Origin of the sequence: Chryseobacterium daecheongense (assembly GCA_027920525.1) — a bacterium.
Lineage (GTDB): Bacteria > Bacteroidota > Bacteroidia > Flavobacteriales > Weeksellaceae > Chryseobacterium > Chryseobacterium proteolyticum.
This window is the reverse complement of sequence record CP115858.1, coordinates 1,604,542-1,630,980: the sequence shown is the minus strand read 5'-3', so window position 1 is coordinate 1,630,980 and position 26,439 is coordinate 1,604,542. Positions and strand designations below refer to the sequence as shown.

At 35.4% G+C, this 26,439-nt stretch carries 17 protein-coding genes; 9 read left to right on the top strand and 8 right to left on the bottom strand.

From position 1 onward, the window contains the following. Positions 1 to 117: 117 nt before the first annotated feature. Complete coding sequence (locus tag PFY10_07065; GenBank protein ID WBV58203.1) at positions 118 to 588, bottom strand: Lrp/AsnC family transcriptional regulator; 471 nt, start codon at positions 586 to 588, stop codon at positions 118 to 120. Between the two features lie 142 nt (positions 589 to 730). On the opposite strand from PFY10_07065, the gene PFY10_07060 reads away from it, so the two are divergent. Both PFY10_07060 and PFY10_07055 read left to right on the top strand, forming a co-directional pair. Then, the gene (locus PFY10_07060) at positions 731 to 2,119 is read left to right on the top strand and encodes an MFS transporter (protein WBV58202.1); all 1,389 of its coding nucleotides are present in this window, start codon (positions 731 to 733) and stop codon (positions 2,117 to 2,119) included. 40 nt (positions 2,120 to 2,159) lie between these two features. Next, complete coding sequence (locus PFY10_07055) at positions 2,160 to 2,744, top strand: TIGR00730 family Rossman fold protein (GenBank protein ID WBV58201.1); 585 nt, start codon at positions 2,160 to 2,162, stop codon at positions 2,742 to 2,744. On the opposite strand, the gene PFY10_07050 is transcribed toward PFY10_07055, so the two are convergent. Then, positions 2,745 to 3,527, bottom strand: coding sequence for an AraC family transcriptional regulator (locus tag PFY10_07050; GenBank protein WBV58200.1), 783 nt, complete (start codon positions 3,525 to 3,527; stop codon positions 2,745 to 2,747). Between the two features lie 81 nt (positions 3,528 to 3,608). Here PFY10_07050 and PFY10_07045 point away from each other — a divergent pair, with 81 nt between their 5' ends. Next, complete coding sequence (locus tag PFY10_07045; protein WBV58199.1) at positions 3,609 to 4,811, top strand: MFS transporter; 1,203 nt, start codon at positions 3,609 to 3,611, stop codon at positions 4,809 to 4,811. A 65-nt stretch (positions 4,812 to 4,876) separates the two neighbouring features. Here the strand turns inward: PFY10_07045 and PFY10_07040 are convergent, their stop codons facing one another. Continuing rightward, positions 4,877 to 5,512 (bottom strand): alpha/beta hydrolase, encoded by a 636-nt coding sequence (locus PFY10_07040; GenBank protein WBV58198.1) that lies wholly within the window; start codon positions 5,510 to 5,512, stop codon positions 4,877 to 4,879. Between the two features lie 95 nt (positions 5,513 to 5,607). Here PFY10_07040 and PFY10_07035 point away from each other — a divergent pair, with 95 nt between their 5' ends. Both PFY10_07035 and PFY10_07030 read left to right on the top strand, forming a co-directional pair. Further along, the gene (locus tag PFY10_07035; protein ID WBV58197.1) at positions 5,608 to 6,354 is read left to right on the top strand and encodes a metallophosphoesterase; all 747 of its coding nucleotides are present in this window, start codon (positions 5,608 to 5,610) and stop codon (positions 6,352 to 6,354) included. A gap of 203 nt (positions 6,355 to 6,557) precedes the next feature. Continuing rightward, positions 6,558 to 7,118, top strand: a complete 561-nt coding sequence (locus tag PFY10_07030; GenBank protein WBV58196.1) for a DUF2652 domain-containing protein — start codon at positions 6,558 to 6,560, stop codon at positions 7,116 to 7,118. Positions 7,119 to 7,296: 178 nt separating this feature from the next. On the opposite strand, the gene PFY10_07025 is transcribed toward PFY10_07030, so the two are convergent. The 5 genes from PFY10_07025 to PFY10_07005 form a co-directional block, all read right to left on the bottom strand. Further along, entirely contained in the window at positions 7,297 to 9,558 is a 2,262-nt protein-coding gene (locus PFY10_07025) for a glycoside hydrolase family 3 C-terminal domain-containing protein (protein WBV58195.1), read from the bottom strand. Between the two features lie 283 nt (positions 9,559 to 9,841). Continuing rightward, positions 9,842 to 10,651: a methionine ABC transporter substrate-binding lipoprotein MetQ gene (gene metQ / locus PFY10_07020; protein WBV58194.1), complete on the bottom strand. Its 810-nt coding sequence runs from the start codon at positions 10,649 to 10,651 to the stop codon at positions 9,842 to 9,844. Positions 10,652 to 10,867: 216 nt separating this feature from the next. Next, positions 10,868 to 11,524, bottom strand: coding sequence for a methionine ABC transporter permease MetI (gene metI / locus PFY10_07015; GenBank protein ID WBV58193.1), 657 nt, complete (start codon positions 11,522 to 11,524; stop codon positions 10,868 to 10,870). Further along, on the bottom strand, positions 11,517 to 12,545 hold the full coding sequence (locus PFY10_07010; protein WBV58192.1) for an ATP-binding cassette domain-containing protein: 1,029 nt from the start codon (positions 12,543 to 12,545) through the stop codon (positions 11,517 to 11,519). The genes metI and PFY10_07010 overlap by 8 nt, the downstream gene beginning before the upstream one ends. 23 nt (positions 12,546 to 12,568) lie before the next feature. Further along, complete coding sequence (locus PFY10_07005) at positions 12,569 to 13,573, bottom strand: EamA family transporter (GenBank protein WBV58191.1); 1,005 nt, start codon at positions 13,571 to 13,573, stop codon at positions 12,569 to 12,571. A gap of 591 nt (positions 13,574 to 14,164) precedes the next feature. On the opposite strand from PFY10_07005, the gene PFY10_07000 reads away from it, so the two are divergent. The 4 genes from PFY10_07000 to PFY10_06985 all read left to right on the top strand — a co-directional run bounded on the left by PFY10_07000 (position 14,165) and on the right by PFY10_06985 (position 26,438). Beyond that, positions 14,165 to 14,818: a hypothetical protein gene (locus PFY10_07000; protein ID WBV58190.1), complete on the top strand. Its 654-nt coding sequence runs from the start codon at positions 14,165 to 14,167 to the stop codon at positions 14,816 to 14,818. 850 nt (positions 14,819 to 15,668) lie between these two features. Continuing rightward, positions 15,669 to 19,103, top strand: coding sequence for a hypothetical protein (locus PFY10_06995; GenBank protein ID WBV58189.1), 3,435 nt, complete (start codon positions 15,669 to 15,671; stop codon positions 19,101 to 19,103). A 67-nt stretch (positions 19,104 to 19,170) separates the two neighbouring features. Further along, positions 19,171 to 19,830, top strand: a complete 660-nt coding sequence (locus tag PFY10_06990) for a hypothetical protein (protein WBV58188.1) — start codon at positions 19,171 to 19,173, stop codon at positions 19,828 to 19,830. A gap of 17 nt (positions 19,831 to 19,847) precedes the next feature. Further along, entirely contained in the window at positions 19,848 to 26,438 is a 6,591-nt protein-coding gene (locus PFY10_06985) for a hypothetical protein (protein WBV58187.1), read from the top strand. The last annotated feature ends 1 nt before the right edge of the window (position 26,439 follow it).

Sequence of the window (26,439 nt, the reverse complement as noted above, 5' to 3'; positions counted from 1 at the left end):
TTAATTAGGATCCGCATTTTATACAAAAATGTGTTTTTCTTTACATGTACCGGTGATTGGAATCTTGTAATTTAAAACCTGACCTTCAAAAAAGAATGTCTTTGGGCTTACAAAACTTTAAATGATCTGAGTGCTTTCTTTAATACTGTTCATCACAAAAATACTTTTTGTCTGCCCGATCCCTTCAATCTCCGAAAGTTTATTCACAAAAAACTCATGAAACTCATCCATATTGGGAGCCAGGATCTTCAGCATAAAATCAAAATCACCACTGATGTTATAAAACTCAACAACTTCTTTTAATTTGCAGACCTCTTCGATGAATTTTGTAGCCATCTTTTTATTATGGGCGTTCAAAGCGATCATACATATGACCATCATCCCTTTATTGACTTTTTTCCGGTCTAAAACAGTAGTGTATTCCTTAATAATTCCTGATTTTTCCATGCGCTTAATCCGTTCATGGGTGGGTGTCGGACTAAGATTGATGCGTGTGGAAATATCCCTTACACTTAGTTTGGCATCTTTTTGCAGTAAACGCAGGATAGAGAGGTCTTTTTCGTCGAGGGTATATTTTTCGGGTTGCATTTGTTCTGTTTTTTTATGGTAATATTATCTTAAAAGAACATTTGTTCTTTTATTTGTCTTGTATAAATATTTTGTTCCAAATTTAAAACTAAATTTTTACATACGTTCTAATAATTTTAATTTTGCAGGAAATTTGAATAGTATGGGAACAAGAAGAAATTTAATATTAATACTCGCATCGATCGGAACGTTCGTGGAGGCTTTGGATATTGCTATCATTAATCTTACCATTCCTGCTATTCAGAAACAGTTCAATATCGGGGCAGAAACTGTTCAGTGGCTTCAGACCTTGTATGTTTTATTTTTCGGAGGCTTTCTGATTATCGGAGGGAAATTATCTGACCAGATCGGACGTAAAAAAATGTTCCTACTGGGGGCGTTAATTTTTATGCTGACATCATTGGGAGCAGGGCTTTCCACTCATTTCGAAATGCTGGCTATATTCAGGGCTTTACAGGGACTCGGAGCGGCATTTATCATGCCGTCAGCATTATCTATCGTTACTCATACTTTTACGGAAAATCAGGAAAGGAATAAAGCATTGGGTGTTTTCAGCTCTTTTGCTGCGATCGGATCTGGAAGCGGCTTGTCAATAGGAGGGATCATCAGTACTTACCTAAGCTGGCATTGGGTATTCCTGATCAATGTACCTATCCTTTTGCTGACGCTTATTTTTGCTTACCAATATCTTCCGGCAGATGAAAAATCGGAAGGTACGCAGAAAACAGATGCCGTTTCAGGAATATTGCTGGTTTTAGGCCTTTTAAGCCTTACCTATGGAACACACGAGCTTATTCTGATTATGGAACAGCCTTTTTTAGTCATCGGATCAATTGTGGTTGCGGTTATACTTTTAGGTTCTGTAATCTACCGTCTCAGAACCATCAAACAGCCGTTGATTGATCTCAAATTATTCCAACACAGATCACTCATGGCTTCCAATATTGCCTTTTTTACACTGGGTGCATTTTTCATTGGATTTTTATTCCTGATCTCTTTGATGCTTCAGAAAGATATGGAATACAGTGCCGCCTCCGCAGGATTGATGTTGGTTCCTTTCAGCGTTATGTCTGCGTTAGTGGCTAAATTTGTATTACCTGCGATTTCCAAAAAGCTGAATCCTGCACAAATGGGAATTTTCGGATGGTCTTTTATGCTGGCAGGAGCTTTATCTCTGTTGGGAGCTATTTATTGGGGACATCCATTAACGATTGTATTATTGGGTGCCGCATGCATATCCGGAATAGGAATGACCTTTTGCTTTACAAGTTTATCCATTCTGGGAATCCGGGATGTGGATGCATCGCATTATGGGATTGCTTCAAGCTTAACGAGCACCAACTATTTTCTGGGAGCAGGAATCGGTCTGTCATTTATGACTTTAATGGGGCAGTTGTTCCCGTCAGATCTGGCAGTTGGCAGTTTAAGTATCATTATTTTATCAGCTTATGCAGTATGTGCACTTGGAATTCTGGTATATTTGATCATCAGGGAACATAAAGTGAAAAGAGAGCAGGTTGCCGTTTTATAAGAAGTGTTTGTACAGATAGTAATTATTAAAAAGAGAAATTATGATAAAGAGACTAACCGTATTTTGTGGATCAAGTTTTGGAAACGAATCGGTTTATGAAGAACAAGCTTATGCGCTTGGAAAGAAGCTTGCGGAAGAGCAGATAGGTTTGGTATATGGCGGTGCGATCAGCGGATTGATGGGAACAGTAGCTAACGGGGTTATGGAAAACAAAGGGGAAGCAATAGGGATACTTCCTCATTTTCTGCAGGGGAAAGAAATTGCCCACCTGGGATTAAGTGAACTCATTCTGGTAGAAACGATGCACGAACGTAAAACGAAAATGAACGAATTATCCGATGGGGTTATTGCTCTGCCGGGCGGTTATGGAACACTGGAAGAACTTTTTGAAATGATGACCTGGGCACAGCTTGGGTTGCATCAAAAGCCAATTGCTGTTCTTAATGTCAATGGGTTCTATAATGACCTGTTACAGATGTCTCAGAACATGGTTGATAAAGGTTTTTTAAAAGAAACCAATCAAAAGATGCTGATCGTAGATGACAATATTGATACCCTTTTAATGAAAATGAAGAATTACGAGGCTCCAAATGTTGAAAAATGGATCTCTAAGGATGAGGTGTGATCATAAGTTTTTGATAAAATCACTAGGCCTGTATTGCATGACCGACTGAAAACTGTTGGTGTAGGCTTGCAGGCTTTTATATCCGACCTGAAAAGCGATTTCAGAAATGGTCCATTCATTGGCACTTAGTAATTCCATGCTTTTAATGATGCGAAGTATCTGCTGATACTTGATCAGCGTAAGTCCTGTTTCTTTTTTAAAAATTCTTTCCAGGGACCTGAGTGACAATGAAGCAATATCGCTCAGATCTTCCATTTTAAGATCTTCGGTATAATGGGTATTCAGGTAATTGATCGCCTGCGTTAATCTTTTATCCTGAGGAAGGCTGATGTGAAGCTGAATAGAATCGGCCACAAAGTTACGAAGCTCGTTATACAATGCTTTTAGGAAAATATTTTCATCGTTGTTTTCGGTAGTATTCATCGACCATTTTTCAGCGTACCTGATCATTTCTCTCAACACTGCTGGTACTGAAAATACATGAACCTGATGGTAAAAAGGATCTTCTGTATCAACATCAAAAAACATAATCATCAGCCGGATACTTTCAGAATGAGAATTGGTTTTATGCAAAGTCTTCGGTGGAATCCAGGCCGCATGGTTTTGGGGTAAAAGATACATTTTCCCTTCTACTGTAAGATATTGAAACCCGCTTTCCACATACACAAGCTGTCCTTTTTTCTCATGAATATGAAGAACATCATCATGCTGCCAGTTATCTTCAAACCAAACAAAATACGGGTTGCTGACATCATCGACATTCAAGAGAGGTTTGGAAGACATCATGTCGTTTTAGATTAATATTATGGCAAATGTATGCAAAATAACATGATTAATTTTGCTGTAACAATTTTGATCCTCATTATGAAAAACGAAACAAGAAAAGAAGCATCATATATCCTATTACTGATCAATGTTTTGGTGGTTATTCTGGTATCCAGTAACCTGCGTTCACCCATTACTTCAGTAGGACCGGTACTGAACCAGATCAGCCGGTCTTTACACCTGGATAATTTTCAAAGCAGCCTGCTTACTTCCATACCTTTGCTGATGTTTGCAAGTTGTTCTGTACTAGTAAGCCGGTTTTCTCACCGGTTCAGTATCAACAGGTTTTTATTGTACGCATTGGTTATTCTGAGTTTTGGATTATTCTTAAGGGTCTTCGGGTCGGTTTGGACCCTATTTACAGGATCCGTATTTATCGGTTTAGGAATCTGTGTAGGGAATGTAATTACACCCGGTTATATCAAAAATAATTTTCCAAAACAGATCGGGTTAATGACCGGTATTTTCGCAGTGGCAATGAATCTTACTGCTGCTTTGGCTTCGGGATACAGCGTGAGCCTTGGAGAATGGACAGGGTATGGATGGCGTGGCTCCCTTGGAATATGGCTGGTGATCGCCCTTTTGGCTTTATTGGTCGTTATTTTGGAATTATTGTTAAATAAAAACAGCGTACGACAGGCTAACAGCTCAATGGCAAAGTCTGATTTTAATATGTTCAAATCGGCTCAGGCCTGGAATATCAGTATTTTTATGGGATTACAGTCTTTGGTATACTATTCTTTAATTTCCTGGTTGCCTGCTGTTCTTAATGACTATGGAATGAATGGAAATGCTCCGGGTTGGATATTGTTCGTCATTCAGATTTCCATGATTCCCATTACTTTTGTGGGACCGATCATTGCCAATAAGATGAAAGATCAGCGAATAATGATCATTTTCCTTTGTGTCCTAATGTTTGCAAGTATTGTCATGTTTGCCTTGCTGAAGTCACAATGGATCTATGCGACCGCAATTTTATTGGGTCTATCGAATGGGTTATCATTTAGCTTATCGATCTTATTTTTCTCATTACGGACAAAATCAAGTGCCAATGCCATTAAAATTTCAGGAATGGCCCAGTCTGTAGGCTATCTGATTGCTGCATTCGGGCCTGCTGTTTTTGGAAAGCTGCACGATTGGGATCCGTCTTGGAAATACTCATTTGCTTTTCTTGGAATTTCAGTCATTCTGATGTTTTTCTTCGGAATAAGGGCGGCACAGCGGAAATTTGTTGAAGGTTGAGAATTGTGAGTTGATGGTTTTGTTGTTACTGGACATGCTGCAATCTTGTTATCCGGCAACCCGGATCAAAAATTCTTATAAATCCATTCTTTGGTAGGGTTAAGCCAAATATCTAAAGCTTTAAACAAAAAGCCATGCTTCATTCCAGTGTTAAGCTCTATTTCTTTAAATGCCGCTAATTTTGAGTTTTGATATCTTTTCTCGGAAGATAAAGGGACGTGGCCCTCATCAGATTTTTCCGTGATGGAAAGTATTTTACCGTACAGTTTGAAACCGGCAATTTTATTTAACGAATCATCCTTGAAGCTCGAGCCGATAATTACAAATTTCAGATCCGGATTTTTAGCGTAATAAGAAACATATTGTGCAATATAACCGCCTTGCGATGTTCCGACTATGCTGATATTATCGGAAGAAACTCCTTTTCTCTGCAGGCTGTCAATCTGAGCAATGACCTTTCGGGCATAGACTTCCGGATCGGTCTGATCAGCTCTTTTTTCTGAGATCACTACAGTGTTTTTGCTTTTCAGCTTATTCAGGATCGGTGTATATTCAGCAATACCGTATTGCGGATGTTTTTCGGTCAATGAATGCCCCTCAAGAAACTTGTTATGGAGAAAGAAAATATATTGTTTTTGTTGAGCTTTTAAAAAATTTGATGTGAGAAGAAAAGCAAAAAGAATGGCTATGACTGTTTTCATGGGGTACCCTGCATTAAAGGGATAAAGATAAATATAGTTTTTGATATTGTAGTATTTTTGTTGCTTGCAAACTATGTTATCCTCAATTGAAAAATATGAAAATACAAATCATCAGCGATCTGCACCAGGAATTTGGCTCCACTGAATTATGTTTTGACAGAGCAGATATTGTTGTATTGGCTGGTGATATTAATTTAGGGACTAAAGGTATTGAATGGATTAAGGGTAAGATTCCTGATAAACCTGTTATTTATGTACTTGGTAACCATGAATATTATAAAGGTTCTTATCCAAAAACATTGAATAAGATAAAACAGGCAGCAGAGGATTCTACAGTTTTTGTGCTTGAAGATTCTTTTGTAGACTTTGAAGGAGTCAGGTTTCATGGATGCACATTGTGGACAGATTTTTCCATCTTTGGAAATCCGGTAAAGTATGGAATGCTTTGTCAGCCAAGAATGAATGATTACCTTAAAATCCGCAGGGATCCTTCTTATTCAAAGTTGAGAACAATTGATACTTTTAAAATTCATCAACTCTCGAAAATAACATTAAAAGAGAATCTGGAAAATTCAAAGGGATTAAAAAATATTATAGTTACTCATCACGCCCCAAGTATTCAATCAGTTCCTGAAGAATATAAGAATGATCCTTTAACCTCAGCGTATGCTTCCGATCTGGAAGATATGATTAAACAATATGAGCCACTTTATTGGATTCATGGCCATATCCATACTCCTTGCAGATATGTGTTTGAAAAAACTGAAATTATTTGTAATCCGCATGGATATATTGACGAGAAATACAACGGGTATGAGAAAGAGCTGATTATTGAGGTGTAATATTGTAAATGTTGATGTAATACTTAAATAATTTGATAATTTATTTGTAGGTGATTTCACATGAGTAGATAAATTTCAGGTGGAATTGAACCTTGCTTTCTGGTTGTTGCCATTGCCTTACCCCGATCATTATATGGCGGGTGAATAAAGTAAAATGAAACTTGTTACGTCTTTAGATACAACAGGTTTTTAAACTCAACATCATGGATGCAAATATACAAGAGGGTATTATACTGATTCCGGATTTCAATGGATTTACCGAATTTGTATTGAATACAAAATTATACACGGGAGAGTATATTGTAAGACAATTATTATCTATTCTGATCGATGTTAATAACAGGTATTTTGAAATTTCTGAAATTGAAGGGGATGCCATTTTATTTTTCAGATATGATAAAAACCCATCTTTTAAAAAAATCTCCAATATGCTTCGGAATATGCAGAATGCATTTAGCAGAAAAGTAGCTGAGCTCAATGAAGCATTAAGCATTTCCATCGATCTATCGTTAAAATTTATTGTTCATTACGGAAAGTTTTCCCAATATAAAATCGGAAATTTCAGAAAGTTGTATGGAGCACCTGTGGTGGAAGCTCATAAGCTGTTGAAAAACGATTTTGCAAAGCAACCTTCTTATGCCTTATTCAGCAATTCTTTCCTTAAAAGTACAGAGAGCAGCAGTAATTTTTATACTGACGAGGAACAAAACCTGCCTGATGTTGGAGTGATCCATTATTTTGAAGGAATAAAACAGCATATTTAATTTTTTCCTTATAAATGCTATAGGTGTGCCCGGACTAGTCTGGGCATTTTATTTTAATATTGATTGTAATAAGTTGATGGTTTTGGAGGGTTTTATTATACAAAATCTTTGATTTTATATAAAAAGAAAACCTCCCTTTCGGGAGGTCAAAAAACACAAATGATGAAAAAAAAATTATCTACTTTAGAGTGAATTTCACTTTAGTTTTAATGGCATCTGAAGAATTTCCAATCAAGGCTTCAAAATCTCCCGGTTCAGCTACCCAGTCATGTTTATCGGCATCGAAATAGCTTAATGCTGTTTTGTCAATGCTAATGCTTACTTCTTTCTGCTCTCCGGGATTTAAAAATACTTTTTCAAAACCTTTGAGCTCTTTTGCCGGACGGGGAACAGAGGATTTAAGGTCACTGATATACAATTGAACGACTTCAGCACCTGCTTTCTTTCCTGTATTTTTTACCGGTACGGTAAATGTAATTTTATCATCCTGGGATATCGTTGTTTTATCCGCTTTAGCTTTTCCAAACTCGAAAGTCGTGTAGCTTAGTCCGTGTCCGAAACTGAATAAAGGTTTGATGTTTTTTGTATCATGCCAACGGTATCCTACGAAAATTCCTTCATTATAAGTAATGTTGATCGGATTCTTTTGATCTTTTCCTTTTCCTGCTGCCAGTTGATCTTTTTGGCCCGGATATTCCCCTAATTGGTGCGCAGAATTGTCTTCCAGCTTAACCGGAAAAGTAAATGGCAATTTTCCTGAAGGGTTTGCGTCGCCTGCTAAGATAGAAGCAATCGAATTTCCTGCTTCAGAACCCAGATACCAGGATTGAACAATGGTAGGTACTTCTTTAATCCAAGGCATCGCTACTGCATTTCCGGAAACTAAAACAACCGCAAGATTTTTATTAGCTTTTGCCAATGCAGAAATCACATGATCCTGGTTGTAGGGAAGTCCATAGCTTTTACGGTCATTTCCTTCGCTGTCCTGGAAATCACTTTTATTTAATCCTCCAATGAAGATAACAACATCAGATTTTTTAGCCAGCTCTACAGCTTCATTGATTAATTCGGTTTCAGAGCGTGTATCTTTCAGGTCCTGTCCGGATTTTACCCCGTTGTACTCTCCGCCGATATCTCCAACATATCCTCTTGCATACTGCACATCAACCTGCTTTCCGAATCTTTTTTTGATTCCGTCTAAGGGTAATGTTTCATATTTTACTTTTAATGATGAAGAACCACCACCAACAGTCATGATCTTAATCGCATTTTCACCGATCACTGCTATTTTTTTAGTTTTGGTGAGATCGATTGGTAATACGTTCCCCTGGTTTTTTAATAAAACAATTCCTTCTTCACCGATTTCCTTGGCTACAGCCTGATGTTCAGCGGAAGCAATATTTCCGAAAGGTTTGTTTCGGTTCATTGTTGTTTTATAAGCCAGGTTTAAAAGTCTGCTCACTTTGTCATCCAGTTCTTTAGTTCCCACTTTTCCGGATTTAATAAGGTCCAGATAAGGTTTAGCTAAATAATAGTTATCGTATGCATTTTTTGTTCCTGCCGATAAACCGTTGGTCCAGCTTCCGAATTCAAGATCCAGTCCGTTATGAATAGCCTGTTCGGTATTGTTTACCGCACCCCAGTCTGAAACGACCACTCCTTTATACTTCCATTCTCCTTTCAGGATATCATTTAAAAGGTATTGGTTCTGGCTGGCATACTGGTTTTTATACATATCATAAGCGCCCATGATCGTCCATGAATCCCCTTCGGTTACTGCTGCTTTAAAAGCCGGTAAATAAATTTCATACAGGGCTCTGTCGTCCACGGTAACATTGCTGGTATGGCGGAACATTTCCTGGTTATTTAAGGCAAAATGTTTTACACTCGTTGCTACTCCGTTCGATTGCACTCCCTGGATATAAGGAACCACCATCTTGGAAGTCAGGTAAGGGTCTTCCCCCATATATTCAAAGTTTCTTCCGTTGAGTGGAGTTCTGTAAATATTAACTCCAGGTCCGAGAAGGATATCTTTTTTTCTGTATCGCGCTTCTTCTCCTAATGCTTTACCGTAGTTCCATGACATTTTTTTATTCCATGTAGCGGATAAAGCAGTTAATGCCGGATAAGCAATAATTGAATCATTGGTCCAGCCTGCCTGATTCCATTCATCCCACATAACTTCCGGACGTACCCCATGAGGTCCGTCTGTTGTCCAGAATTCAGGAATTCCCAATCTTGGAACACCTGGTGAACTGAACTTTGATTGTGCGTGAAGCATGGCTACTTTTTCCTCCAGTGTCATTCTGGAAAGAGCATCCTTAACACGTTGTTCAACCGGTTTCGATTCATCTAAATAGATCGGGAGGGTAGTATTCTGAGCCATTGAAGAAATTGAAATAAGAGTGAATAAACTTACTATGGCAGTTTTCTTAAACATAAAACCTTTTTTTGATTCGTAACAAAAATAGGAAATTTATTTATTATCTCAAATTGAGATAATGAAAATTTTTAAGAAATAATCAATTATATCAGGTTCTTATCCAAACGAACAAATCACAAAGCTCCCTGTTGTAAGGGTTTTTGCTACTGAAAAAAGATACATGATTTTTTTTCACCCGGAAAGGATAAAAGCTAAAAATTGTAATGCCATAGTAGCAATTGAAAAATTAGGATGTTATATCATCGCTGTATTGTTCAATTGCTATACTATTAAATCAAAATTACCATCCTTTCACAGCACCCCCTTTAAAGATCTCTGCTGCTTTTTTCACCACTTCATCAGACTGGTAAGCTTTTAAAAAGTTTTTTACCTTTTCCTCATCTTTATTGTCATGTCTTGCAACCACTACATTTACATAAGGTGAATCTTTATCTTCTTTAAAAATCCCGGATTTTGTTTCGTCCAATCCTGCCTGTGCCGCAAAATTATTGTTGATGATTGCGATCACCACTTCTTTATCATCCAGCACTCTTGGTAATTGTGGTGCTTCAATTTCCAGGATTTTCAGCTGCTTTGGATTTTCTGTAATATCAGTGACTTTAGGAAGAAGTCCCACCCCTTCTTTTAGTTTTAATAAACCATTTTTCTGTAGTAACAGCAATGAACGCCCTCCGTTCGTCGGGTCATTGGGAATTACAACAGTACTTCCATTCTGTAGCTGACTGATATTTCTAATCTTTTTTGAATAGGCAACTATAGGATAGACAAATGTATTTCCTACAACGGCCAGTTTATACCCTCTTTGTTTGGACTGTTCATTCAGGTATGGAACATGCTGAAAGGCATTGGCATCAATATCACCATTGTTTAATGCTTCATTTGGGACTACATAGTCATTAAAAGCAACCAGTTCAACTTCAAGGTTGTATTTTTCTTTAGCTACTTTTTTCGCTGTTTCAGCGATCAGTTGTTCTGGTCCTGAGGTAATTCCTACTTTGATGTAATTAGGATCATCTTTTTTAGCTGAATTACATGCATTAAATACCAGCAAACCTGCTGTAAGAAGTCCTAAGATTTTTAATTTCTTCATTATATACTATTTTTATTTAAAGGCAGAATCGCGAATTGCGGAACTGCAAAATTGTTTAATTGTGGGAGTGGAGTTGTTGGTCGCATTGAATTCCAACACATATTCTCTCCAACTCTTTAGTAAATTTTTAAAGCAAAACTGTTTAATTGTGTGCGTGGAGTTACTGTTGGTCCCATTGAACCCATATACGCTCCAACACAAACACGCTCCAACTCTTTACCGGTGATCAAATCTCTTTGCCAGCTTATCTCCAGAAAACTGAATGATAAAAACCAAAGTGACCAAAAGCCCCAAAACAAGGTTCATGATTACAGCATCATAGCCGATGTATCCATACTGATAACCAATTTGTCCCAATCCACCGGCACCAACAGCTCCTCCCATAGCAGAATAGCCTACCAAAGTAATCAGCGTGATGGTTGCATTGTTGATCAGTGAAGGAAGCGCTTCCGGCAGCAGTACTTTTTTGATGATCTGAAGTGGAGTAGCTCCTAAAGCTCTTGCGGTTTCAATAAGTCCGTAAGGGATTTCGAGAAGACTGTTTTCAACCAATCTGGCAATAAACGGTGCCGCTCCTATGCTCAACGGAACCAATGCAGCATTAACTCCAATAGAGGTTCCCACCAAAGCTCTTGTGAAAGGAATCATCCATACGATCAAAATTATGAATGGAATGGATCTGAAAATATTGACCAAGATGGATAAAATTCTATTATAGATCTTATTTTCAAGGAGCTGTCCTTTCCTCGTAAGAAACAAAAGAATCCCTACCGGAAGACCTAAAACAAAACCAAAAAAACCGGAAACAAATGTCATATATACTGTTTCCCAAATGCCCTTTGATAAAAGGGAAATTACCGAATCACTAAGCATAGCCCTTTACTGTATTTTGAATTTTATTTTGATTAAAATAATAGATCGCCTTTTGATTTTCTTCGGATTCTCCCTGAAGCTGCAGAAGAAGCTTCCCAAAATTGGAATCTCCCAAATATTCTACATCAGCCTTTAGCAGCTTATAAGGAATTTTATATTCGTCATAGATCTTTGAAAGTAGTTTTTCTACTGTAATATGTTCATTAAGCTCTATTTCCACAAGCGGAAACAGACCGTCTTTTGGCTCTTTTTGCAGCTTTTTGTTAAGCTCCTGAGGTATAGTCATGATGCCTGGGTTTATAAATTGTTTAATAACCGGATGTTCTTTATCCGAAATAATTTCCTGCAGGGTTCCTTTGGTAAGGAGTTTTCCTTTATCAATAACAGCGACGTGGTTACAAATCGACTTGATTACATCCATTTCGTGAGTGATCAATAAAATAGTAATTCCTAATCGTTGATTGATATCGCGTAATAATTGTAAGATCGACTGGGTTGTAGCGGGATCTAATGCACTTGTTGCCTCATCACAAAGCAGAAGGTACGGATCATTAGCTAATGCCCTCGCAATGGCTACTCTTTGTTTTTGTCCTCCGGAAAGACTTTTAGGATACTCACTGGCTTTTTCTTCAAGCCCTACAATTTTCAAAAGTTCGTTGACCTTACTTTGAATTTCTGACCGGTTCACATTATCCAGTTCCAGTGGCAATGCTACATTTTCAAAAACAGTCCTTGAAGAAAGCAGATTGAAATGCTGAAATATCATTCCTATTTTCTTCCGCTCTTTAGCCAGTTCTTTAGATTTTAGCTGAACGAAATCTTTTCCATTGATAATAATCTGTCCCTGGTCGGGCCTTTCCAACAGATTAACAGTTCGTATTAATGTACTTTTTCCGGCTCCTGAAAATCCGATGATTCCGACAATGTCTCCCTGCTCAATACTGAGACTGACATCATCGAGTGCCTTAAAGGCCTGTTTCTTCTTGTGAAATGTTTTTGAAATGTTCTTGATCTCTATCATTATAGTTTAATTACGTTGAAATTTTATATGGGCTGATACGGCCTGTTGTTCCTTTTTGTAAACCGTAACACCCTTCTGATCTTTACTTTTGATCGTTTTGAAAGCTTGAAATACTTGGTGATATTGGTAAGCAGGACGCCGGCTAATATAATGGTCAGTCCAAACAGCTGGTTTCCATTGATGGTCTGATTAGCGATAATCCATCCGGCCAATACCGTTACAATTGGGTTAATATAAGTATGCGTACTTACCAGAGCCGCAGGTTTTACGGATAATAACCAGATATACGAAAGATAAGCGATGATTGATCCGAAGAAAATCAGAAATAAAACTCCCAACCAAGCTGATAACGGAATTGTTGTTAAGGAAAAATTATTCCATTCATTTCTGAAAAATGCAATAACAAAAGAAGCCACTCCTGCAATAATAAGCTGCTGGGCAATATTCATAAAAGTAGACTGACTGGCAGGATTCTTTTTTGAATATAACGATCCTAGAACCCATGCAACCGAACTTAATGCAAGTACAACAAATGCCGTAACCCGAACAGAATCACTGACGGCAGCATGATGAACATTAGCGCTAACGCTTCCTTTTAAAAATAAAATCAATCCTATGAAGCCTATAATAAGTCCAATAGGTATAAACTTATCTGAGAAATAATATTTCCAGTTCTTTTTATCAATAGCAATAAACCAAAACGGTCCCGTTGCTATCGTGATGGCTGCTTCAGAAGCTGTTACATATTGTTCGCCCCAGGCCACAAGACCTGTTCCACCGGTAAGGATGAGAATCCCGGTAATGCCGTTTTTTTTCCAGTTACCCAAAGAATTGGCTTTTTCTCCTTTGGCCGACAAATAGCCCAGCATAAGTATTCCGGCAACCAAAAATCTGAAACCTGATAGGATAAAGGGAGGAAACCCCTGTAATCCGAAAGAAATAGCCAAAAATGTAATCCCCCAGATTACATAAATATTGGTAAATGCTATTGGGATCAACCAATTATTTTTATTGTGAGTAGTACTCATTGTATATATTTTTAATGTTGTTCATGTAAATAAAAAAAGGCTCTACAACGTGGTAGAACCTTTAGAATATAATATATCTATAAAAGTAAGGTCAACCACAGCAATGTCGGAACATACGCATACAGTAATGCATCATCATTTTGTTGATCATCTGTTTATTCATTAAGGCTGTATGTTTAAATTCCGGTTTCATTTTTTTTATTTCCTGAATACGGTTGCAAATATAAAACATATATTTTTAAAAGTCTACTTTTTTAGTGGACTTTTTATGTTATTAATTTTCAAAGAGATTAAAATATTGATTATTAATTGATTATATTAATGCTTTTTTAAGTCTTAAAGAATTGTTTTTACTACAATTCGTATATTGTATATAATAAAATTTGTAAAAACTTATTGGTGTATATTCAAGACTTCAGATTTTCTAATTTATTTATATTAACATTATAAATAATAACATATATTTATATAAAATTGCAATATGTTATGTTGGTATAATTAATAAATAATATGAAATATATAATTATCAATTCCTTTCTGTTATTCACGGTTCTTAGCTGTAGCAGTTTATCAAATACAACTGGAGATAATATGAAAAAAATAGATATTGCAAAACTGGAAGATTTATCTAAAAAGTATAAAGATAAACAAGAAGGAAAGCAAAAAATTGTTTTTGAGGCTTCTGGGCAGGGAAGTTTTTATATATATGAAAAAACAAAAGATGCAGAAATTACTACCTCTGTTTCGAAAAAAGACTTTAAAGTAGTTGCTGTTACTAAAAGTATTAAAAAGCTAAAAGAAAATATAACTGAGTTCTATACGTATTCATCAGAAGGATTCTTACAGCGATATATAGAATCTCAGAATACTACTAAAATTCAAGATCCTGAAATTGGAGAAATAGTAGTTGAGCGTTATGTACTAGAAATTGAAAAATTTGATGAAAATGGCCTTATAAAAGTGCATAAAAATTATAATACATTCTTCAAGACCAATTTACAGGATATTATAGCTATTGCAAAAAAAAATAATAATACACATATATCTGTGTACAAACTTTATCTGGATGATGATCTCTCGGCAGTTCCAATTCTTGGATTGACAAAAGATGATTTTGCTCGAGAAAAACCTTTTTGGATCATTCAGTATAAAGAATCAATTGATAACGATGCTTTTGTTTTTCGTATTTACGATGGTGTTTCAGGAGCTTTTATCATTGAAAAGAATTCAAGAATCAAAAACTAAATTCTAGATATATTATTTAATCATACTATCCATGCTTATTTAAGAGAGATATGATTCAGACACTCATTTCACTTATAAGCATAAGTTGTACTGAAATGATGTAGTACGAAATTATAAGTACAATATAATAATATTAAATAATCCCTACTTTTTAAGACGCTATGATAAATATTGGGGCAGTGCTAGTATTCGGCTTACCTTCAAAAAAAAAAACATTCTAAAAAAATAACACGTCGAGTTTTGTCGTTGTGCATCAATAGTTTTGTTCTCAGAATAAGGGAGCAAAGAGAAAAAGTAGTAGCGCTACTATATTTTTATTACTTTATAGAATAGCTGAAATTTTGTCATTTTCAAAATATAACGCGTCGAGTTTTGTCGTTGCACTAGAATAGATTTGTTCCAGATCTAGGGTTCAGTAATTAAAATAGAGGCTAGGTTATAAAATTTTAACTGAGAATAGCCAGAATACCATTCAGATCTTGATTAACTCTTTATTTCTATTTTTTGATAAAGCAAATTGATATGTAAAATACCTAAACACCAATCACTATTATGAAGAAGCAAATTGACAAGTACTCAATTTTTATAAAACGATCATTAACTTCTTTTATTGTCAATCAAGGAAAGCAATTAATTAAGATGATACTATCTGAGCCTTCACTAAAATGAACGTAAGTCTTTCTCCTTATACTATTTACTCACTCTTAAATGAAATAAATATTATTAACTTCAAATATGTGATGTTATAATAAAGTCATGGAACTAATTGAGTGACTCTTCAAGAGACTATATCTAATGCTGATTTTTCTTAATAAACTAATCTTTCATTTAATAATTAAAATTTTTTATAATGTCTATAAATAAATTTTCCCCCAATTCACATTTTTTTGTGGATCATACTAATCTTTCTGGACCAGTCGCTGCTAATTTAGCAACAGATGCTTTTGGCCCTGTTCAGGGAGAAGAAACGAATAAGTACAGAACTACATCTTTCGTTAGGACAACTACAACTTCCAAAATTTTTGCAATATGTGATGGCCATATATTGATACAACCTAATAAAGATGATTCTACTAAGATCAATATCATTTTAAAACCCACTGTTTCATATGCCCCTTTTAAAATTAAATATTTTGTTTATAGAGGGGTTAATAAAGCAGATATCGTAAATGGTACCAAACTAGCTCATTCAACCAGTAATTCGCCAGATTTTCTTAAAAGAATATGGAACATAAATAGCGCTCTTGCAACAGCTCTGAATCACCCTGTGGCTAGTGATATCGAAGCAAAATTAATAGGGTATGATCCAAGCTTGTCAGATAGCACACTATTAGATAGTATTTTCTTCAAGTCTGAATCTGAGACCAATTTACCTAAATGTAATAAAGGAGAGTTGCTGGGCAATTTTACTGATAAAATAGGTTTAGATATTGTGCTGGATAAAGGTGATTACCGCTTAGATTATGAACAAGAGCTATTTAAATTTGATTTAGGTTTTGCAAGAACCTTTAATTATGTGTTGGATGCTTCATCTATACCAGTTTCTGTAAAGAAAAAATATAGAGAAAACATTCATCAGTTTGTTGATGCTGCAGCATTTTGGGGGGCTCATATTACCAATGGAAATTTGTATTTCCATTCTATTACTGCGCCTCAAAATTCGGAAAATAATATTTACAACTATGCTGTTAAAAATTATCAAACCAAGCACAAACTTTATTTTCATTTAATAGGAGAAAGAGGAAGATCATATAGATTTTATGGTGCATCTTATTACCCTTCGGGAAAAGTCTCTTTGAATTTGGATGGTCAAGCACAAAATCTGATTGATTATGAAAATAACGGATGGCCTATATTAATCAAAGAATTTCAGCAGCCTGGAACAGGATCCCCCATTAATAAATTCCAATTGAGTTTTGAGTATAATTTTGATAATAGAATATATCAAAGGGATATTAACTTCTTCGCGTACATTAACTTTCCATATCTCGACACAGAAAGTTTTATAGATGGAGCTAAGATATACAATAGCACTTTTGTGGGACAATCTAAACCTATTAAAAATCTGTTTAGTAATATAGGAGAACCGGTAGGAAGTCCCTCAGCAAATTATTCTATTGCTTCCTTTTTCGTCTGTAATATAAAAGGATATCAGCCATTTCCATTAGAAAATTATACTGATGATCTATGGACATTTAATACGAAAGATATTTTTGAAGGTACAAGTGGTACCAATAAGATTCATTTTTTGAATCGTTATAATTTAGTGAATTTGTGGAGTTTATTAAAATTCAATAATGCAGTAACTCAACAAAAAGTTTATAGTGATTATGGAAAGAATGCGGCAGGCGCCTCCAAAAAACGAAAACTCTATATTACTAGTATTACAGATACACACGGAGGTGAGAAAAAAAGTTACTTAAACACTAGTGCATTTAATGTTTCAAAAGTAAGTGAAGCAATTACAAATACTGAAGAATTGGCATCTTTTTTATTTAACGACAAAGGATATGCGGTATATAAAGGTAAAATTAATGATAATGGAAATACTATTTCCACATTGTCCTTAGTTCATAAAGTAAATAATAGCTTAAAAGAAAAATTTTTCTTATTTGGAATTACTGAAGAAGAATACAATAAATTATTGTATAACAATCCTTCACCTCCTGCGACTACTCCTTCAACACCACATCTGCCCCAGGATGCTAGTAATATTTCAATTCAATTAAATGAGGTTGCTTCAACAAATACCGAAAGCTATAAAAAGTATAATGTAGGATTGAAATTTGAAAATACTGCTGGGGGTCTGGAAGTAAGGTATCCAACTGGTACAAACCTGGTAGAAGTTTATAGTATAGATGGATTATTCTTTTTTTCAAAAGAATATTCTGATTATCAGGAGTTTTCTTTAGTTGTGTCGGAGAATGAGGTGCACTTTAGACCCAAAAATTCATGGGGTGGAGAATATGGTTTTGATTGGGTAAGGATTCAAGATTCTGGTCTTCCAGGTGATTTAGGTAACCGAAAGTATTTAGAAACTTTAGGGCATTATTATCTGGATGGAACATTCACTCAGAAAGATGATAATGATGTCTTTTTTAAAGCAGAAAAAACAGAGTTTCATTCATTTTCACAAAATTTTTTCTCGTATCCTAGACAAAAAGGACTTGAATCTATGTATTTTTCACCTTGGTTGTCGATATATCCATCAAAGGATGCAACAGGTGTATCAACTGTTTTTCCTAAAACAAATGAGGAAGGAAATTTAAAGTGTTTAACAACTGTAAGATTAAACTTAATTTTTAATCTAACTTCTCCTGGTTCTGTTTCTCTTTTAAAATTAAAATTTGAAAAAAAGCATTTTGATATCAGATCAATCAACGCATCTTCTACAACCATTTTACCAGATACAACGGACGAACTCGGAAATGTTTTTACTAATTTAAAAATAAATAATAGTTCCTCAGGTGTCTTTCCAGGATCTTTAGAAATTGAAATTTTAGCTAAAAATGAATTTTCAAGTGTAAAAACTATTCAATGCTTGTCCACCGAAGGTGGAGTAGAGAAATTTGCGGGAGAGCTGAAAGTAGTCCCAAACGCTAAAAATTATAGATTTGAAACGAATATTTTATTGGTAAACTGTAGTACTAATTTAGATACTAGTAATACAGTAACAGGTTTTGAAACAACAAGTCCTTTTCCTATTAGAAACAAAATATTAAGTGAAATCAATAGGACCTTGAACCAATCTTTAATTGATGTGAAGGCATTTAGGACAATTACTTTAGATTTAACAAGAGCGACAATTCCTAATTTTTACACCACTTATGCCACAATGGGAACAACATATTTGAATCCTCATGTGTCTCATTCTTATGTTCGAAACCGGATACCTATAGCTGATCGGACTACGCGTGAAATGAGAATATTCTGTATCAATGAGTTTTGTGCTGATCCATTAACCGGGGGTAACTTAAATATCACTAATGGGGAAGTAGAAGATATTAATACTCCGGAAGTTATCTTGTATCGTTCGGGATTATATCAAGCAAGTCCTTCCAGTATAAATGATGTTAATACTTCAGGACACGAATCCATGCACGGGCTTGGGTTGCACCATAGTTTTGTGAACCTAAATTTATATGTTATGAAAGAATATATAACAGACAATGTTATGGATTATCATAAAAATGGGACATCTCTCACTACCGGTTATAGAACGACAACCAGTAAGTATCAGTGGAACATTATGAAAAAGAATTCGATTGTAACCAGAGAAATATAATACATGGTAAATCGTAATTATTCAATAGGTGCATCATTACAACATTTACCAAATAATACCAAATAATATGAAAAAGATTGATATAACAAAGTTAGAAAACTTATCTAAACAGTATAAGTCTACATCAAAAGAAGATCAACATGTAACTTTTGAAGCTTCGAGGCAAGGAGGCTTTTATGTATATGAAAAAACAGAAAATGCTGATATTACAACCTCTGTTTCAAAAAAAGATTCTGAAATAATAGAAATAACCAAAACTATTAAAAACTCAAAAGACAACACTACTGAACTTTATACCTATTTACCGGATGGAACACTGCAAATGTATTTGAAATCTCAAAATTCAACTACAATTCAGAACAATAAAATTGGAGAAGTATTTGTTGACCGCTATGTGGAGGTAATAGAAAAATTTGATACAAATAATTTGGCAGAAGTAAGGACAAATTATAATGCATTTTTTGAAATAAGCTTACAGGAGATCATAACCACAGCTGAAAAAAATAGCTATAGAGATATTTCGGTTTACAGGCTTTATCTGGATGATGACCTCTTAACAATTCCTGTCCTTGGACTGACCTTAGAAAACTTTCTTAGGGAAAAGCCATATTGGATTATTGGTTTTAGAGAGTCAACTACTACCAATACATTTATTCTTCGGATTTATGATGGTATTTCGGGAGATTTTATTGCAGAACAAACTCCAACGATTTTCAGTAAACTTTAAATAAAAAAAACAAAAATATGTCTCAACCAATATATTACCCAGCTATATCTGAGATTGCTACCATCAATGACATTCCTGAAATACTATCTTTTGTACGTGATGGAATTGTATTTCTTTTTGATAAAACATACTATAAAAATTTACAATTTTCAAAAAGCATAAAAGGGGATGCTGCATTTTACAGCTTAGATATTGTTAGTTTACAAAAACTAGAGATTGAAATTCCAGGAACAAACATTTTTTTTGTTCTGAATCCTGATTTTCAAAATAATGATATTTCATCTTTTCCATTTACAGTAGCATGGGAATGGAAAGCATTAACATATAGAAATTCATTCAATCTAAATAGTATTTCCTTTTCTATAAAGGACTATTTCAATTTATTACTTGAAATTTTTGATATTACAGAAGAGGAAATTTTAAGTTTAATTTTAAAAAACCTTTTAGATTCTAATTCATCTTTATTAAGGATTAACCAATTGGTTTCTGATATAAATACACATTATGGTACATCAATTGTAGTCCCGCCTAATGGCGAAAATGATCTTGGAACTATTGTTCAGGAGATTAATACCCAGGCAAATATATCAGTGTACGAAGTTGTATTAGACTTATACTTAACTAATGGTTCGTTTGATGACTTAAATAATAAGTTAAAAACTATTTTTTCTGAAATTGCTCCAACTGATATTGCAGGATTTATCAAAGATATTATATTGCCTAAAGCTCGTGCAACATTAGCACTTTCAGCTGGAATTGAATTTCCAAGGAATATGTTAACTCCTGTTTATCCTGAAGGAACAATAATAAATAATACGGATGTTTCTTACGAGGTTATTCCTGCAAATAACTCTAATGTTCCTATAAAAGAACAAAAACCTAAAGCAATCTTTACTTTCGCGGAAGCCGTGTTTTCTGCAGATACTACACAAGGTTTAGGCTATAATATGGATTTAGTAATAAATACAGTAACACCCGTACAAATAGGAAATACTGGCCTTATTGTTAATATTCACAATTTAAAAATAGATTTAAGTACTAAAACGAATTTTCCTGAGGCAGATGAGGATGGTCGTCCACCAGAGTTTATGGGGGTTTATACAGAACAAACAGATATTATACTCCCAAAGAAATGGTTTTCTAAAGATGCAACAGTAAGTCAAACACTCAAAATATCAGGAAAACATCTTCTGATTGGAACAGGAGGAGTTTCAGGAACAATCGCCCTCGAAGCTATTGATACCGGAAATGCTCCAGGACAGGCAGATTTCTTATGGGTGAAATTAGATAAAAATAGTGCGCAGTCTTGGAAAATAGGTTTTAATTCTTTTGATATTGCTTTCAAACAAAATGATATCGTTTCATCTAACATTAAAGCAAGGATGGTAATTCCAAAATTTAAAAGCTCAAATGGGGCAGAGGCTACCATAGATGTTACGGGACATTTGGAGGCTGATGGAGACTTCCGTTTAACAGGAGCTGCTGTACCACCATTCGATCCTACTATTACATTACCGGAAGTTTTCAAACTTCACTTGAAATCAGTAGAACTTGGAAAAGAGGATGGTAAGTTTTTTATTGGTGCTTCGGCTGATGTCGAATTCTTAGGCTATTTAGGAACAATACTTAAAGGTCAGACATTAAGTATTTCTACCCTAAGAATTTACAGTGATGGTAGCATCGATTTTAGAGTGAATGGAGGTAATCTTGTTCTTCCAAAGCCAATTAAAATTCCTATTGGGCCTGTAGATGTTTCAGTAACAGCCATTCACTTTGGTTCTCATGAAAGACAATTCGGAGATCATATTCGTAAATACAATTACTTCGGTTTTGATGGTGGAGTAAGTATTGGAGTTGCAGGGATCGACGCCCGTGGAGATGGAATTAAGTACTATTATACAATTGATGATGGTCCGGGAAAAGATCATGATTCATATCTTCATATTCAGACTATTCACGTAGATATGGTTATTCCAGCTAATTCAAGTGATCCTACAGTTTCGATCAAAGGTTGGCTATCTATTCCTGAGCCTGGAGAATTCCAGGAATATCAGGGTGGGGTAAGCCTTAAAGTGAAAAATCCAAGAATTACAGGTGGGGTAGATATGCGTTTAGCACCAAAATATCCTGCATTCCTTATTGATGCGAATATTGAACTTCCCAACCCGATTGCTTTAGGACCAGTATCCATCTATGGATTCCGTGGGTTGCTTGGTTATCGTTATGTAGCAGAGAAAAAAGCGATAGGAATGACATCCCAGAATACCTGGTATGAGTACTATACAGCTCCAGAAAGGGGAGTCGGAGTGAAAAAGTTCAGTCGTCCGGATCAGACGGAAGAATATAGCTTCCCATTCTCTTTAGGTGTAGGCGCACTACTGGGAGATACGATGGCTAATGGAAATATTATTTCAGCCAATGCGATGTTACTATTATCACTTCCATCCATGGTTATGGTGGATGCGAGAATGAAACTCCTTTCGAGTAGGGTAACTTATCAGGATGATCCACCATTCTTTGCTTTCTTTATTTTCGGTGACAATTCATTGGAATTCGGATTCGGAGCAGATTATAAATTCCCTGAAAGTTCAGGAGATATTATTAAGTTGTACGCAGAAATCCAGGCCGGTTTCTTCTTTAATAATCCATCAGCATGGTATATTAATTTCGGGACAAAACAAAATCCAATTCAGGCCAAATTACTGAAAGATTTATTTACTCTGAAAGCCTTCTTAATGATTTCCGGAAAAGGGATCGAGGCTGGTGCAAGAGGAGAATTCAGGTTTGACAGAAAATTCGGACCGGTTAAGATCTTTGTGCTTGCATACCTGGAACTCGGAGGTAAGATAAGCTTCCAAAAGCCTCAGATGGGTGCTTATTTTGAAGCGGGGCTGGCCATTGATATCGATGTGAAGATCATCCGTATTTATGCTTCTGTAACTATCCTTCTTGCAGTAGAATCTCCAAAGCCATTCCTGATTTATGGAGCATTTAGTGTCGCATTTAAATTAAAGATTTTATTCTTTAAGATTAGCTTTAGTGTAAAGGTTGAGCTTAAATGGGAATTCAATAAGACCGTAGAGAGAGATCCGGTAAATCCATTTACTGAGATTCCGGCACAAACAGAGAGTCTTGTAAAAGGAATCAGTATGTTGACGAATGAAACATTTGATCTGGCGAAAGTAAGTCCTAATAGTTTACCTGTTTTTGATTCTATTAAAAACGTAGTTCCTTTGGACACTTATATTGATATCAAAACGACTAAAGGCTTACTTCCTAGTACAGCAACGAGTAATATTATCGGCGGATTTACTAACCCTGCAGGCAATTCTGTAGATCTTATACCACCAGATAAAGTGATGAAAGGCCTTGAATTAAGACAGGTGAAACATCAATATTCATTGGAGAAAATTGAAATTTTAGCTAATGACGGAACATCGGGGTGGGTTGCTTATGATCCTTTTAAAGCGATGGAGCCAGGAAATACACAGTTGAATAATCTTAAAGCCGGACAATGGCAGAAAAAAGATAATCAGTACAACGCGATCAGATTATTGGGAATGACACCATTCTCGTATACCGAACAAGGAAATCCAGGATGGTTTATTCCTGAACAATATGGAATTATGGCTTCTACATTATTCTGTGAAGGACAGCATATTGAGAATTCTGTTTCTGATTTCTTAGAGAAACCATTGAATACACTTTATTACGCCTCAGCCTCTAATTTCTTCCAGAGTGAAGGAGCATCATATCAGATTTCAGGAGACGTACAATATACCGTTGACGCGAATGGAAATCCTGTAATGCAAGGGGATCATGCCAAAGTTTCTGATGAAATAAATATTCATGGTTTTACGCAATCACTGCTCTTTAAAAACCATTCTTCGCTTACGGTCATGCTTCCCAATCCATCGAAAGAAATTAAATTAAAACTAAGTACATATAGTACTGGAGTAACGGTGGCATATTACAGTCCACTGATTGATCTTACAAATACACAATCATTTGTACAATATGATGTAAGGTATGAATATTATTCAAAAGATGAGCTTCAGAATCCGGTTTCTCCTCAGGAAATTCCAAATAGTGGAATTACGAAAATTGTGATTACTCCTGATGTGACGGATCAGGCTCAGATTGATATTATCCTTCAGCAGATGGCAGATTTAATGGATCAGGGATATCAGATTGCCCTTGAACAGGGAGGAGTAATCAATCAGGTATTGCCAAGTGATCCTGCTTTATATGCTGAGCTAGAATATAAATTATCCGAATTGCAGTCTAGGGGATGTGAAGGTCTAAGAAAAGAGAAATATGAAATTGTTTGTAAAATATTCCCTGAACTTGTAAGATATTATAATAATAGATTTTTCCTTCCTTTCAATACCAAGGGAATGTCACCGGGAGTTGAGCAATATAACTACGTTCAGCTGATCAGAGAAAATATACAATCTGGTATTTTTGAAGAAGTTCTGCACATTTTGGAATCAGCAGGTATTCCATCTGCTATTTTGGAAATTAACGTGAAAAGATATTACGAATATTTGCAAGACTTAAGTGGATATCTGAATATGAATCCAGACAATTTCCCGGAAATTGTGGATCGTTTTTATAAATTGAGAACCAAGTTGAAGCAGATTAACAGCTTGCTTCAGAGAATGAATTTATGTGAAGATCAGACTTTATGCAGTTTCAGTAATTTTCTTTCCTACCAGGAATTTGCAGATCTTGACGTTCAACCGGGAACTGTTTCTTCTCCATTTCTGGATGCTTATTATCAATTTATTAAAGAACATTCCGGGTATGAATATCTCCATGAAATTTTGCAAAGGCAGATTACTACGATCGAGATTATTATTAAGGAAGGTCCGAATGCATACCATTTCTACAAAAATAAATTTGAGAATGCATGTAAAGAAATTATCTCTATTCTGAAAGAATTAGGTAATTGTGACAGCCAGAAAAAGTGCTTTACCCTTTTCCATGAAATCCAATGGTTATCAGTAGATGATTATTCTTATAATGTAAATATCCCTTCCCAAGCTGCTATTACAGAGGATACTCAAGCTGCAGTAGCTGCATTGACGAGATCTATTCAGCCGATTTGGAGACCCGATACTTCTTATTATGTAAGATTTAAACTGAAAGATAATGTAGATAACGGCATAGCCCAGGGAACTTATGATTATGCTTATGCCTTCCGTACTGCTGGTCCTTTAGGATTCTTCCACCTGGATAAAGATGCAACATATGGTGAGATTCCTATCAAGGATTCTTTAAATGTTATTGAAGATACGATTGGTAAGATCCGGGAACCTAACGGCAATCTTATTGATGGAGATAATCTTACTCCACATCCGGATTTATATCCTCATACCTCATTAAGGGCTTATATTGACTATGAGCGTTCTTATCCAAATGCGGATGGAAATATTGTAAGTGCAAAACCATTATTCTATGGTGATAAAACAACAAAAATATCGATGTACTTTACTTCAAGTTATGTATCTAAACTCTTAAGCGGATGGGATGATTATGCAGGAATGAAAAAGCTTGGTGGTACCATGAAGATCATTATTAAAGATCCTGTGGAAGGAATTTCGATTATTAATCCTCCTATGCTGGACGGTCCTGAAGAAGTTATTGAAACTTCACCGGTAGATATTCCACAGACTTTTGAAGAATGGGCAGAAGACCTAAATCCTGCTATTCCACCTGTAATGGATCAGTATTTTAATTTACTGAACAGTGGGGATAATTGTACAGGAATTATAACAATGGTTAAGCCTAAATCTATTTACAGATCAATAAAACCTAAGAAATTGAAACCACAAAAGCTTTATACGGCGCAGGTTCTTAATTTCTACTGGGGAAAAAATACTGTTGATGTTTCTCAAATAACCGAAGATATTAAAATAAACTATGCCAAAGAGGTTCACAAATTTGTATTTCAGACTTCCAGATATCAGGATTTTAAAGATCAGGTAAACAGCTTTAATATAAAATTTAAGGATGAAAACGGAGTTGAAAAAGAAAAGCAGGCCGTTTATACTATTGAAAAATATTTAACGGCGGATAAGTTAAATGCAGCATGGGATATTATTAAAACAGATCCAAAAGCTGTATGTAACAATGCTTTAAGCCAGGCTATTGCTATGCAATACCAACACCCATTCGATAGAATTGTACAAGGACTGTTTGGTATTCCACCACAGGAAGATGCTCCTACTACTGAATTTAATAGAATTATTAATTCACAAACCGGAAAAACGGTGGCCATCCTTGTAAGAAATCCGGAACCATTTAATCATCCTAAAATTCCGATTGAAAGGATCAATAGAGTAAAAGGAATCGGGGTTGACCTTAGTAATCCTGATAATCATGGAATGGTTGAAGTTATGAAACTGAATAGTTCAGGAAAACCGGTTGTTGATACCAATTATGAAGCGATTTATTCAAAAGATTATGCTCAAGTTCTTATCATGAATTCAGAAAAATCTATTAATGAAGAAGAAATGAACTTCCAGTTCATTTATAAAACGTGGACAGGAAATGAATATGAAATTTCCACAAAAATTGTTGCTGAAAATATTAAAATAAACTAAT

Coding starts and splice junctions, on each gene's coding strand:
- PFY10_07055 (WBV58201.1), top strand. CDS start 2,160: ATGATAAAGAGACTAACCGTATTTTGTGGATCAAGTTTTGGAAACGAA.
- PFY10_07010 (WBV58192.1), bottom strand. CDS start 12,545: ATGATAGAGATCAAGAACATTTCAAAAACATTTCACAAGAAGAAACAG.
- PFY10_06990 (WBV58188.1), top strand. CDS start 19,171: ATGAAAAAGATTGATATAACAAAGTTAGAAAACTTATCTAAACAGTAT.
- PFY10_06985 (WBV58187.1), top strand. CDS start 19,848: ATGTCTCAACCAATATATTACCCAGCTATATCTGAGATTGCTACCATC.
- PFY10_07060 (WBV58202.1), top strand. CDS start 731: ATGGGAACAAGAAGAAATTTAATATTAATACTCGCATCGATCGGAACG.
- PFY10_07065 (WBV58203.1), bottom strand. CDS start 588: ATGCAACCCGAAAAATATACCCTCGACGAAAAAGACCTCTCTATCCTG.
- metQ (WBV58194.1), bottom strand. CDS start 10,651: ATGAAGAAATTAAAAATCTTAGGACTTCTTACAGCAGGTTTGCTGGTA.
- PFY10_07025 (WBV58195.1), bottom strand. CDS start 9,558: ATGTTTAAGAAAACTGCCATAGTAAGTTTATTCACTCTTATTTCAATT.
- metI (WBV58193.1), bottom strand. CDS start 11,524: ATGCTTAGTGATTCGGTAATTTCCCTTTTATCAAAGGGCATTTGGGAA.
- PFY10_07045 (WBV58199.1), top strand. CDS start 3,609: ATGAAAAACGAAACAAGAAAAGAAGCATCATATATCCTATTACTGATC.
- PFY10_07050 (WBV58200.1), bottom strand. CDS start 3,527: ATGTCTTCCAAACCTCTCTTGAATGTCGATGATGTCAGCAACCCGTAT.
- PFY10_07030 (WBV58196.1), top strand. CDS start 6,558: ATGGATGCAAATATACAAGAGGGTATTATACTGATTCCGGATTTCAAT.
- PFY10_07040 (WBV58198.1), bottom strand. CDS start 5,512: ATGAAAACAGTCATAGCCATTCTTTTTGCTTTTCTTCTCACATCAAAT.
- PFY10_06995 (WBV58189.1), top strand. CDS start 15,669: ATGTCTATAAATAAATTTTCCCCCAATTCACATTTTTTTGTGGATCAT.
- PFY10_07000 (WBV58190.1), top strand. CDS start 14,165: ATGAAAAAAATAGATATTGCAAAACTGGAAGATTTATCTAAAAAGTAT.
- PFY10_07035 (WBV58197.1), top strand. CDS start 5,608: ATGAAAATACAAATCATCAGCGATCTGCACCAGGAATTTGGCTCCACT.
- PFY10_07005 (WBV58191.1), bottom strand. CDS start 13,573: ATGAGTACTACTCACAATAAAAATAATTGGTTGATCCCAATAGCATTT.